This is a genomic window from Streptomyces coryli, assembly GCF_011044975.1.
In the GTDB taxonomy this organism is placed as follows: Bacteria; Actinomycetota; Actinomycetes; order Streptomycetales; family Streptomycetaceae; genus Streptomyces; species Streptomyces coryli.
Window position 1 is genome coordinate 1 of record NZ_JAAKZV010000051.1, and the last position, 12,572, is coordinate 12,572.

Sequence of the window (12,572 nt, forward strand, 5' to 3'; positions counted from 1 at the left end):
TCCCCAATCCGCAGCACCGCCCCCGCCCGCACCAACACCGGGGTCTCCCCCACCACCGCCCCGTCCAGCCGCGTCCCGTTCGTCGAGCCCAGGTCGCACACCGTCAGCGTGCCGTCCTCCGCCACATCCAGGGCGCAGTGCAGCCGCGACACATCCGGATCGTCCAGCGGCACCTCGGCCTCCGCCGATCTGCCGATACGGATCCGGCCGCCGTGCAGCAGATGGACACCCCCCGCATCCGGCCCCGCGGTCACCTGCAGCCGCGCCGCGGCACCAGCCGCCGGATCCGGGTCCGCCGCCCCGCCGGCCTCCGGCTCCGCAGGACCGCCGAGGGCGAGGATCGCGCCGTCCACCAGCGGGGGCTCGCCCAGCAGCGCGCGGTCAGGGTCCAGCCGCCGCGCACCGGAAAAAACCGGGACCGCCGCGCCACCGGCAGAGCCGCCGGAGCCCGCCCCCGCCACCGCGTCCGCGAGGCCGGAGGTGACGGCGCCGAGGGGCGTGCCCGCGGGGGCGGTGACCAGCACGTCGCTGCCGTGCGCCGGGCCGCGCTGCGGCAGCTGGACGGTCAGCCGGATCTGCATGCCCCGTCACCGGTTCCCTTCTGGCCGCGAGAGAGGCATCCGGCACACCTGCCGCCACCCCAGCCCGCCGCCTGCTCGCTCCTTGCCCTTCATGACCGTTCACGGCCGCTCACAGCCATACCCGGCCGTACTCGCGGTCAGCGCCCCCCGGAGTCCGCTCGTGGAGGCATCTTTCCACCTCCCACCGACAGCCGGTGCCCAGGGCGTAGTTGAACGATCTTGATTGACGGAAAGTTGCCGCATCGGAGCGTCCTTGTCACTACCTAGGCGCACGCCGGGCGCACAGATCGGCAACCATCCGCTCCGGTGGCGCGTCCTCCACCGGAAGAACCTCGCCCGCACGGGGGAAGTCCGCAGGCGAGGGTGGACGCGACCGCCCACCTGGGCGGCACCACTAGAGTGGGGAAGATGGCGTCCGGGCCGTCCCGGCCAAGACGCGACTGCGACATTTACCGATGATCACGACCAGGGAGCGCATGACGTGCGGCCGGTAGGCAGCAAGTACCTGCTCGAGGAGCCGCTCGGACGCGGCGCCACGGGCACCGTGTATCGCGGCCGTCAGCGGGAGACGGCGGGCGCCGAGGCGGCCGTGGCGGGCCAGCCCGGCGAGACCGTCGCGATCAAGGTCCTCAAGGAGGAGCTGGCGAGCGATCCGGACGTGGTGATGCGCTTCCTGCGGGAGCGCTCCGTCCTGCTCCGGCTCACCCACCCGAACATCGTCCGCACCCGCGACCTGGTCGTCGAGGGCGACCTGCTCGCGCTGGTGATGGATCTGATCGACGGCCCCGACCTGCACCGCTACCTGCGCGAATACGGCCCCTTCACCCCGATCGGGGCCTCCCTCCTCACCGCCCAGATCGCCGACGCGCTGGCCGCCAGCCATGCCGACGGCGTCGTGCACCGCGACCTGAAGCCGGCGAATGTCCTGCTGGCCGGCAACGGCTCGGACAGCATGACGCCGATGCTGACCGACTTCGGCATCGCCCGGCTCGCGGATTCGCCGGGCCTGACCCGTACTCATGAATTCGTCGGCACCCCGGCCTATGTCGCCCCGGAGTCCGCCGAGGGCAAGCCGCAGACCTCCGCCGTGGACATCTACGGCGCCGGCATCCTGCTGTACGAGCTGCTGACCGGGCGGCCGCCGTTCTCCGGCGGCAGCGCCCTGGAGGTGCTGCACCGGCATCTGAGCGAGGAGCCGGTCCGGCCCGGCGGCATCCCGGACCCGCTGTGGACCGTGATCCAGTCCTGCCTGCGCAAGAAGCCGGAGGAGCGTCCGAGCGCCGAGAACCTGGCCCGCGCGCTGCGCACCGTCGCCGCGGGCATCGGCGCCGGCGCCACCCCCGAGCAGGCCACCGCCGCCATGGGCGTGGCCGCGCTGCTCGCGCCCGACCCGACGCCCGCGACGGTGCCGGGGAGCGGCGGCGGCGCGGGCGGGGACGCCGACCCGACGCAGGTGCTGCCCTCGAACGCGTCGTCGCAGTCCCCCTCGTACGACCCCAACGCGGCCACCTCCTTCCTGCCCGCCGCCGGCGCGGCCGGCCAGGGCGGCCCGGGCAGCGGCTCCGAGGACCGTACGACCGCGATGCCGCCGGTCCCGCAGCAGCCGCCGCAGCAGCAGGACGGTCCGCACCCCTGGGAGACCCAGATGCGGGCGGCCAGGGACCGCAGCGAGCAGACCCAGCAGATGGGATACCTCGACCCGAGCGAGGACCCGCTGCGCCGCCGGCCGCGGCGCGAGGCGCAGCGCCGCCAGCAGCCGCCGCCGTACGCGCAGCAGCAGGCCCCGCGCCGGCAGCCCGAGCCGCAGCCGCAGCGCTATCAGCGCCCGCAGCAGCCGCCCGCTGCCCCGCCGCCGCAGGAGCCGCCGCGGCAGCGCCGGGAGCGGAGCCCGAACCGGATGCGGATCCCGGGCCTCGGCTGCCTCAAGGGCTGTCTGTTCATGGTGATCGTCCTGGTCGTTGGGTCCTGGCTGACCTGGGAGTTCGCGATTCCGGAGGACTGGAAGACGAACGGCCAGAACTTCTTCGAGCAGGCCTGGGACTGGACCGTCACCGTGAAGGACTGGATCTCCGATCTCGGCAAGGCCGGCGGTGGCGGCGGCAACTGAGCTGCCGATGTTGGTGATTTGTCGACACCCAAAGGGTGTATAGCCCCCGTCGGGCTCCACCCACCCCCTCCGTACGCGTAGCTTTATCGCCATGGCACGGAGAATCGGCAGCCGTTACACCGCTCACCAGGTGCTCGGCCGCGGCAGCGCGGGCACGGTCTGGCTGGGCGACGGCCCTGACGGGCCGGTCGCCATCAAGCTGCTGCGCGAGGACCTGTCGGAGGACCGCGACCTCGTCGGCCGCTTCGTACAGGAGCGCCAGGCCCTGCTGAGCCTGGACCACCCGCGGGTGGTCGGGGTGCGCGACCTGGTCGTGGACGGCGACGACCTCGCGCTGGTCATGGAGTTGGTCCGCGGTACGGACCTCAGGACCCGGCTCGAGCACGAGCGCCGGCTGCTGCCGCAGGCGGCGGTCGCCATCGCGGCGGACGTGGCCGAGGCGCTGGCCGCGGCGCATGCGGCCGGGGTCGTGCACCGCGATGTGAAGCCCGAGAACGTCCTGCTGGACTCGTCCGCCCCGACCGGCCCCGGCGGCGCCCCGCCGGCGCTGCTCACGGACTTCGGCGTCGCCAAGCTGATCGACGCCCCGAGCCGGGCGCCGCAGGCCGCGGCGGGCGCGCGGATTCCGTCGCAGCGGCGGGTGATCGGCACCCCCGACTATCTGGCGCCGGAGATCGTCGAGGGCCTGCCGGCCCGCAAGGCGGTCGACATATACGCCCTCGCCACGCTGCTCTACGAACTGCTGGCCGGCTTCACGCCGTTCGGCGGCGGGCACACCGGCGCGGTGCTGCGGCGGCACGTGACCGAGACGGTGGCGCCGCTGCCCGGCATCCCGGACGAGCTGTGGCAGCTGCTGCTGCAGTGCCTGGCGAAGGCGCCGGCCTCGCGGCTGCGGGCGGCGGAGATGGCGGCGGGCCTGCGGGCGCTCGTACCGGAGCTGGAGGACTTGCCGCGGCTGGACATCGACGAGCCGGCGGCCGACGAGCCGGAGCCGGTCCCGGCGGGCGCGGTGGACGCGTACGCCTCCGGCGCGGAGCAGGCGCCGCCGACGGACGGCGGACGGCCGCTGCGCGGGGCGGTTCCGCTGGTACGGGCCTCGGCCCCCGACTCGAACCGGGACACCCACACCAGCATGCGGGTGCCGGACTCCGACGAGCTGGCGGGCGGCGCGCGGGGCACGGCCCGGGTGCCGAAGGTGCCAGGACAGCCGCGGCCCGGGTCGGCGCGGGCGCGGCAGCGGACGCCGGTCCGTACGCGACGGCTGCGGCTCGGCATTGTGGCGGTCGCGATCGCCGCGGCCGCGGGCATCGGCGGCTGGGTCGCCGCGTCCGGCGACAACGGCGGGGCGCCGCCCGGGGGGAACTCGGAGCAGTCGTCTCCCGAGGAGCCGTAAGGGGCCTGCACGGGTTGGTATACCAAATGCTAGGGTCGCTCTCCGACCGCGACCTTGGAGGCGCCCGTGCTCACCCGCTGGCGTGCCGCGTACATACTCGGCCATCAGGACGGCGGGCATGCGCTGCTCCGCGACGGCGAAGTGGTGTGGGAGGGGGACAGTCTCGTCTACGTCGGGCCGCGTTACGACGGCCCCGTCGACCACGACGTCGACCTCGGTGAATCGCTCGTCCTCCCCGGCCTGATCGACCTCGACGCCCTCACCGACATCGACCACCTCGTGCTGGACTCCTGGGCCTCCCCCGAGCGCGGCCCCGGACTGCAGTGGTCGCTCGACTACTTCGGCCGCCGCCGGGACGTCTTCACGCCCGAGGAGCGCGCGCTCGTACGCGAATACGCGCTCGTCCAGCTCGCGCTGCACGGCATCACCACCTACATGCCCATCGCCTCCGAAGTGCACAGCTCCTGGGCGGAGACGTACGACGACTTCGTCGCCATGGCGACGATCTCGCGCCGGCTCGGCCTGCGCGGCTATCTCGGGCCCAGCTACCGGGCCGGGGTCAATGTCGTACGTCCCGACGGGACCCGCGACGTCGCCTTCGACGAGAAGGAGGGGCGGGCCGGGCTCGCCGGTGCCGAGCGGTTCCTCGAGTACGCCGACACCCTCGGCGATCCGCTGGTGCGCGGCGCGCTGCTGCCCTGCCGGATCGAGACGCTGACCGAGGAGCTGATGCGGCAGACCGCCGCGCTCGCGCTGCGCCGCGACGTCCCGGTGCGGCTGCACGCCCTGCAGGGCTCGGTGGAGCGCGAGCTGATCCACCGGCGGCACGGCTGCACACCCCTCGAACTGCTCGGCAGGACCGGCCTGTTCGGCACCCGGCTGCTCGTCCCGCACGGCATCGTCATCGACCGGCACCCCGACGTGTACGGGGAGGACCGCGGCGACCTGGCGACGCTGGCCGGCGCCGGGATCTCGGTCGTGCACTGCCCGCAGACGTCGCTGCGTTACGGCAGCGTGCTGCACTCCTTCGGCGCGTACCGGGACGCGGGGGTGAACCTGTGCCTGGGCACCGACTCCTTCCCGCCCGACCTGATCCGCGGCATGGACACCGGCGTGCACCTGGCCAAGGTCGTGGACGGCCGCGCCGACGCGGCGCCCGCGGAGGCGTACGTGGAAGCTGCCACGCTCGGCGGCGCCCGCGCCCTCGGCCGCACCGACCTCGGCCGCCTCGAAGCGGGCGCGCAGGCCGACCTGGTGGCGTTCCGTATCGACGATGTCCGGGACGGTGTCCGGGACGACCCGGTGCGCACCTTCCTCCTCAACGGCACCGCCCGGCAGGCCTCGCACTCCGTGGTGGCCGGACGGCCGGTGCTCACCGACGGGCGGCTGCCGGGCGTCGACCTCGGCGCACTACGGGCGCGGGCGCAGGGCCTGTTCGACAAGATGCGCGCCGCATACGGCGAGCGCGATACCCGCGGACGCAGTGCCGACGAGCTCTTCCCGCCCACCTTCCCGGAGTTCAAGGAGACCCAGTAGCCATGTGGATCACGAACGTCCGCCCGTGGGGCCGCGAGCCCTCCGACATCCAGGTCGAGGACGGGCTGATCAGCTCGGTCGTGCCGCACGACCCGCACCGCACCGGGGACGTCGACGGCCGCGGCCGCCTCGCGCTGCCCTCCTTCTCGGACGTCCACTGCCACCTGGACTCCAACCGCGTCGGCCTGCCCTTCCGCGAGCACACCGGCGGCACCGGCATCTGGGGCCTGGTCATGAACGACCGCGAGCACTGGCGCGAGGACCCGCCGGTCGCGGAGCGTACGACGAGCCTCCTCGGCCGCATGATCGCCCGCGGCACCACCCGCGTCCGCAGTTACGCCCAGATCGACGCCGACTGCGGCCTGGAGCGGTTCGAGGGCGTGCTGGCCGCCAAGGAGGCGCACGCCGACCGCTGCGAGGTCGAGATCATGGCCTTCCCGCAGGCCGGGCTGCTGCGGGAGAAGGGCGTACCGGAGCTGATCGACGAGGCGCTGGCGAACGGCGCCGCCGTCGTCGGCGGCATCGACCCGTGCACGCTGGACCGCGACCCGGTGCGCCACCTCGACATCGTCTTCGAGCTCGCCGAGAAGCATCAGGCACCCGTCGACATCCACCTCCACGAGCCGGGCCACCTAGGGGTGTTCAGCACCGACCTGATCCTGGAACGGGTGCGGGCGCTGGGCATGCAGGGCAAGGTGACGATGTCGCACGCGTACGAACTGGGGAACGTCGACGAGGCCACCACCCGCCGCCTCATCGAGGAGTTCGCCGAACTGGACATCGCGATGGCCACCATCGCCCCGGCCCAGCAGCAGCACGCCCTCCCGCTGGCCGACCTCACCGCCGCGGGCGTCCGCGTCGGCCTCGGCGAGGACGGCCAGCGCGACTGGTGGTCCCCGTACGGCAACGGCGACATGCTCGACCGCACCTGGCAGCTGGCCTTCACCAACCGCTATCGCTTCGACGAACTCATCGAGCACTGCTGGGCGGTGGCCAGCCGCGGCGGCGCCACCCTCATGGACCCGGCCCTGCCCCGGCTCACCTCGACGGCCGACCGCCCGGGCGTGGCCGCCGGCGACGCCGCCGACCTGGTGCTGGTCGCCGGCGACGCGGTCACCGCGGCCATCATGGACCGGAGCAGCGACCGTACGGTGCTGCGCCAGGGTCGGGTGGTGGCGGACGGGCTGGAGCTCGTCGGCTGACCGGTCGCGGAGTCACGTCACGGTCACGATGCGCGACTTGACGCCGAAGGCGCTATTGCGGGCGGGGCCCGAGCGGCGTAGGAACTTCCCCACGGGACACAGGGGAGGCTGTCATGCGCAGTACCGGGAACGCCCGCAAGAGGGTCCGCACCGCCGCGGCGGCCGCCGCCGTACTGAGCCTCGCGCTGGGCGCAGCCGGCTGCGGGGACGACGACAGCGGCGGAGGTGGGAACGGCAAGGGCGGTGGTCAGGAGGAGACTGTCAAACTGCCCAAGCTCGACGGCCAGTCGATCCAGGTCGCCGGCACCTGGACCGGGCCGGAGCAGAAGAGCTTCAAGGTGGTGCTGGACGAGTTCAGCAAGCGCACCGGCGCCGAGGTGAAGTTCGTGCCCACCGGTGACAACGTCGCCGGTTTCGTCGGCACGAAGCAGGCCGGTGGCGCGCCGCCGGACGTGGTCTTCGCACCGCAGGTGGGCGTGCTGCAGGAGTTCGTGGAGAAGGGCTGGGCCAAGCCCGTCAACTCGGCCGTGCAGAAGGAGCTGAAGCAGAACTTCGTCCAGGGCTGGCAGGACCTCGGGGCCGTCGACGGCAAGCAGTACGGCGTCTACTACAAGGCCGCCAACAAGTCCCTGGTCTGGTACAACACCAACGCCTTCGAGCAGGCCGGCGTGCAGGAGCCCAAGACCTGGGACGACTTCATCAAGACCGCGCAGACCATCTCCGACTCCGGCGTGGCGCCGGTGTCCGTGGGCGGCGCGGACGGCTGGACGCTCACCGACTGGTTCGAGAACATCTACCTCTCCCAGGCCGGGCCGGAGAAGTACGACCAGCTCGCCAAGCACGAGATCAAGTGGACCGACCCGTCGGTGAAGGACGCGCTGACCACGCTCGGCGAGCTCTTCGGCGAGGACAGCCTGATGCTCGGCGGCAAGAACACCGCGCTGAAGACGCCGTTCCCCGACTCGATCACCAAGGCCTTCACCCCGCCGGACGCCCCCAAGGCGGCGATGGTCTTCGAGGGCGACTTCGTGGCCTCGTTCATCGGCGACACCAAGGCCGAGGTGGGCAAGGACGCCAAGCTGTTCCCGTTCCCGGCCGTCGGCAATGAGTCGCCGGTGGTCAGCGGCGGCGACGCGGCCGTGATCCTCAAGGACAACAAGGCCTCGCAGGCGTTCCTGACCTTCCTGGCCTCGCCGGACGCGGCGAAGATCTGGGCCGAGCGCGGCGGCTTCGCCTCGCCGAACAAGAACCTGAAGATCAGCACGTATCCGAACGATGTCCAGAAGACGATCGCCGAGGCGCTCATCCAGGCCGGCAACGACTTCCGCTTCGACATGTCCGACCAGGCCCCGGCGGCGTTCGGCGGCACGAAGGGCGCGGGCGAGTGGAAGGCGCTGCAGGACTTCCTGAAGGACCCGAAGGACGTGGCGGGCGCACAGAAACAGCTGGAGACGGACGCCGCCAAGGCGTACAAGTAGCGGTCGGGAACGTCCATGACCTCCGCGGTCAAGCCGAGCGGCAAGCCGGCGAAATCGGTCATGGGCACCAGGCGGTGGGTGGCAATGCTGTTTCTGCTGCCCGCCGCGGTGCTCCTGCTGGCCATCGTGGCCTATCCCATCATCTACTCCATCATCCGCAGCTTCTTCGACCAGTCCGGCGACTCCTTCGTCGCCTTCGACAACTTCCAGGCGCTGTTCACCGACGAGGACAACCTCACCGCGATCAAGAACAACGTCATCTGGGTGATCGTCGCCCCCTCGGTCTGTACGGCCCTGGGCCTGATCTTCGCCGTGCTGACCGAACGGGTCAGCTTCGGCGCCGCGTTCAAGATGGTCATCTTCATGCCGATGGCGATCTCGATGCTGGCGGCGGGCGTGATCTTCTCGCTGGTCTACCAGCAGGACCCGGAGCGCGGCGTCGCCAACGCGGTGGTGACGGGCATCCATGACACCTTCTCGGAGTCCTCGGCCTGGCCGGGGGCGCGACCGCGGCCGAACGACGACGTCCTCGCGGGGCCCCAGAAGGGCCCGTACACCACGAAGGACACGGTCTCCGCGGGCAGCCCGGCGCTGCTGCCGCTGGTGGCCGTAAAGCCGCAGGACCTGGAGACCGCCAAGCCCGCCACCGAGCCCAAGGCCGCGTCCGGCGGCGGGATTTCGGGCACGGTGTGGGTGGACTTCAAACCGGGCGGCGGCGGCAAGCTCGGCGCCATCGACTCCGGCGAGAAGGCCCTGAAGGGCATCAAGGTCGAGGCGGTGAAGGACGGCAAGACCGTCGCCTCCGCGACCACCGGCGACGACGGGACGTTCACGCTGCCGAAGGAGGCCGACGGTGCGAAGCTCGCGCTGCCGGCGTCGAACTTCGGCGAGAAGTACAACGGCGTCGACTGGCTCGGCCCCTCCCTCATCACCCCGGCGATCATCGCCAGTTACGTCTGGATGTGGGCGGGCTTCGCGATGGTGCTCATCGCCGCGGGCCTCGCCAGCATCCCGCGCGAGCTCCTCGAAGCGGCGCGGGTGGACGGGGCCAACGAGCTGCAGGTCTTCCGGCGCGTCACGGTGCCGCTGCTGGCGCCGGTGCTCGTGGTCGTCCTCGTCACCCTGATGATCAATGTGCTGAAGATCTTCGACCTGGTGTGGGTGATCTCCCCTGGCGCGAACCTCAAGGACGCCAATGTGCTCGCCGTGCAGCTCTATCTGCTCGGCTTCGGCACCGACACCGACCAGGGGATGGCGAGCGCGATCGCGGTCGTCCTGCTGCTGCTGGTGATCCCGGTGATGATCGTCAACATCCGCCGGCTGCGGAGGGAGACCCGCCGATGACTGCCCTCCCGGACGTCGTCAAGGCCGAGCAGTCGCTCGGCTCCCGGATCGCCGGCGTGCTCGGCGGCACGCTGGTACGTATCTTCCTGATCGTCATCGGGCTGTTCTGGCTGCTGCCGTCCTTCGGGCTGCTGATGTCCTCGCTGCGTGACCGGGAGGACATCAACTCCAGCGGCTGGTGGACGGTGTTCACCGCGCCGTCGCAGCTCACCTTCAGCAACTACGACGCGCTGCTGAGCAACGACGCCCTGATGGACTCGCTGGTCACCACCCTCCTGATCACGGTGCCGTCCACACTCCTGGTCGTGGTGATCGGCTCGCTGGCCGCCTATGCCTTCGCGTGGATGGACTTCCCGGGCCGCGACTGGTGCTTCCTCGCCGTCGTCGCGCTGCTGGTCGTCCCGGTGCAGGTGGCGCTGATCCCGATCTCCAGCCTCTTCGACAACCTGGGGATCTATCAGAGCCTGTTCAGCGTCATCCTCTTCCATACGGCCTTCGGCCTGCCGTTCGCGGTCTTCCTGCTGCGCAACTTCTTCGCGGAGATCCCGCGGGAGCTGCTGGAGGCGGCGCGGCTCGACGGGGCGAGCGAGGTGCGGCTGTTCACGCGGGTGGTCATGCCGCTGGGCGGGCCCGCGATCGCGGCGCTGGGGATCTTCCAGTTCCTGTGGGTGTGGAACGACTTCCTGGTCGCCTTCATCTTCGCCGACCCGGGCAGTCCGCCGACCACGGTGGCGATCCAGCAGCAGGCCCGGCAGTTCGACAACAACATCGACGTGATCGCGTCCGGCGCCTTCATCTCGCTGATCATCCCGCTGGTCGTGTTCTTCGCGTTCCAGCGGCAGTTCGTGTCGGGCGTGATGGCGGGGGCGGTGAAGTAGCTAGCGCCGCCGGCCGACCAGCCTTGCCAGCGCCCGCCCGGCGGACCGGGCGGGCGCCGGCACGTCCGCGGGGCTGTCCGCGGGTCCCTCCTCGTCCGGGTTGCGGACCAGCAGCGAAAGCCCGTTGCGCACGGTGTAGAAGACCCGCACCCGGGCCCCGGCGTGCAGCACCGGCGGGTACTGGTAGATCTGCTTCTTCACCATGACGTCGTCCAGGATCCGCCCGAGCCGCAGCGGCTTCTGCCCCTCGATCGCCAGGTACAGATCCCAGATCTCGCGGGTCTGCTGATCCTGCCGGCGCTCGGCCAGCGCCCCGTACGGGATCCGCGCCGCGAAGCTCCCGTCCGCGGCCGGCGCGACCGGCACCCTGAACTCCTCCTGCTCGCCGCGCCGCCGCACCACGAGCCCGGCGGCGGGCGGCAGCGCGATGCCGTAGAGCCGGCCGTGCACGGTGACGTCGGCGCCCCCGACGAGGACGTACGCGACCTCGGCGTGCGCCTCCCGCAGCCAGGTGCGCAGGCTGAGATGGCCCTCGTCGGTGACATACGGCAGCCACACCTCGACCGGCCCGGCCTCGGGGGACGGGGCGACCGGACGCAGGTCGCAGGCGGCGGCGCGGGCGCGGCGGACGGAGTCGTCGGCGCCGGACTCCAGCCAGAAGTCCCAGTGGCCTTCGGCGAGTTTGTGCTCACCGCGACGCAGCACCGCTTCGAGCCGGCCGCCGCTTTCGGTGTCCTTCGCGGCCGTGAACGGGATGCGCAGCGCCGCCGGGGCCTTGCCCGCCTGCTTGCGCAGCCCCCGGCGGCGGCCGATGAGATGCAGCGGGCCGCCGTCCGCGGCGCCCGCGGTGAAGAAGGTCAGCGCGTCGTCGCCGAGCCGGTGCGCGCCGAGCTCCTTCGGCGCCGCCTTCTCCGCCAGCAGGACGCCGATCAGTTCCTCGTAGCGGGCGACGACGGCCGCCGGGTCCCAGCGCAAGGCCTTGCGCAGCGCGGCCGCGGCCATCGTGCGGCGGCGCTCCTCGTCCCCGATCAGCGAGCCGAGCGCGGCGGCGAAGGCCGCGACGTCGTCGACCGGGACCAGCACCCCGTCGGTGCCGTCGGTGATGATCTCCCGCGGCCCCTGGTCGCAGTCCGTGCTGACCACGGCGAGCCCCGCCCGCATCGCCTCGACCAGGGTGAGCCCGAAGGACTCGTACGCGGACATGGACGCCGCGATCGACGCCTTCGGCCACTCCGCGGCGAGCGAGGGGACGGCGCCCATCAGCAGCACGTGGTTGTAGAGGCCGAGTTCGTCGATACGGGCCCGCAGGGCGGCGCGCTGCTGGCCCTTGCCGTAGATCCGCAGCTGCCAGTCCGGGTGCTCGGCGGCGACCTTCGCGAACGCCTCGATGAGCAGCTCGAACCGCTTGCCGGGGACGAGCCGCCCGGCCGCCGCGACGACCTTGGCGCGGCCGTCGGAGGGCGGCACCCCGGGGGCGGGGACCGGGTTGCCGATGTGGGTGATCGTCAGGCCCGGCACCGCGACCTGCTCGCGGAAGGCGCGGGCATCCGCCTCGGAGACGGTCACGACCGCGTCGAGGAGGGCGTACTGCTCGGCCATGTCCTGCTGCAGCGCCTCCGTGTGCCGCTCCAGGCCGACGTGCTCCTGGCCGAGCCGGACGGCGTGCGCGGGGCCGAGGCGGGCGAGGTAGAAGTTGACCGAGGGGCGGGTGCCGATGACGACGTCGGCGTCGAGCGTCCGCAGCCAGGCGGCGACGCGGCGGTCGGCGAGCCGGCTGTAGCGGTCGGCGCGCGGCTCGGCCGGCGAGACGATCTCCGAGGGGAGATGGAAGTCGGGGTCCGCGCTGTCCTGGCCGCCGGGACGCAGATCGACCAGCTGGACCACCGGGATCCGCGGGTCGACCGCGAAGGCCGGGGCGTCCTTGTAGCGCCCGACCGCGGCGATCTCGACCTGGTGCCGGTCGGCCAGCGCCGAGGCCAGCTTCAGGGTGCTGTGGATGGTGCCGCCAAGCCCGCACACGTCATGCGTCAGGAAAGCGATCTTCATCGCGGGT

The 12,572-nt window shown here is 72.1% G+C and carries 9 protein-coding genes; 7 read left to right on the forward strand and 2 right to left on the reverse strand.

The genetic code is table 11. The features are described 5' to 3' along the window. Positions 1-581 (reverse strand): FHA domain-containing protein (locus G5C51_RS14295; protein ID WP_165237133.1); only part of this gene is annotated, 581 nt, incomplete at its 3' end. Between the two features lie 481 nt (positions 582-1,062). Between G5C51_RS14295 and G5C51_RS14300 the strand changes: the two genes are divergently transcribed. From G5C51_RS14300 to G5C51_RS14330, 7 genes are all read left to right on the forward strand, one after another. Beyond that, positions 1,063-2,688: a protein kinase domain-containing protein gene (locus G5C51_RS14300; RefSeq protein ID WP_165237135.1), complete on the forward strand. Its 1,626-nt coding sequence runs from the start codon at positions 1,063-1,065 to the stop codon at positions 2,686-2,688. A gap of 91 nt (positions 2,689-2,779) precedes the next feature. After that, entirely contained in the window at positions 2,780-4,081 is a 1,302-nt protein-coding gene (locus tag G5C51_RS14305) for a serine/threonine-protein kinase (protein WP_165237137.1), read from the forward strand. Positions 4,082-4,147: 66 nt separating this feature from the next. Continuing rightward, positions 4,148-5,617 (forward strand): chlorohydrolase family protein, encoded by a 1,470-nt coding sequence (locus G5C51_RS14310; protein ID WP_165237139.1) that lies wholly within the window; start codon positions 4,148-4,150, stop codon positions 5,615-5,617. A gap of 2 nt (positions 5,618-5,619) precedes the next feature. After that, positions 5,620-6,819, forward strand: a complete 1,200-nt coding sequence (locus tag G5C51_RS14315; RefSeq protein WP_165237141.1) for an amidohydrolase family protein — start codon at positions 5,620-5,622, stop codon at positions 6,817-6,819. 113 nt (positions 6,820-6,932) lie between these two features. Further along, on the forward strand, positions 6,933-8,297 hold the full coding sequence (locus G5C51_RS14320; RefSeq protein ID WP_165237143.1) for an ABC transporter substrate-binding protein: 1,365 nt from the start codon (positions 6,933-6,935) through the stop codon (positions 8,295-8,297). A 15-nt stretch (positions 8,298-8,312) separates the two neighbouring features. Beyond that, on the forward strand, positions 8,313-9,641 hold the full coding sequence (locus G5C51_RS14325; protein WP_240929642.1) for a carbohydrate ABC transporter permease: 1,329 nt from the start codon (positions 8,313-8,315) through the stop codon (positions 9,639-9,641). Then, positions 9,638-10,519, forward strand: coding sequence for a carbohydrate ABC transporter permease (locus G5C51_RS14330; RefSeq protein ID WP_165237145.1), 882 nt, complete (start codon positions 9,638-9,640; stop codon positions 10,517-10,519). Before G5C51_RS14325 ends, G5C51_RS14330 begins: the two co-directional genes overlap by 4 nt. On the opposite strand, the gene G5C51_RS14335 is transcribed toward G5C51_RS14330, so the two are convergent. Then, positions 10,520-12,565, reverse strand: coding sequence for a glycosyltransferase (locus G5C51_RS14335; protein WP_165237147.1), 2,046 nt, complete (start codon positions 12,563-12,565; stop codon positions 10,520-10,522). It abuts the gene before it with no gap. Positions 12,566-12,572: the final 7 nt, after the last annotated feature.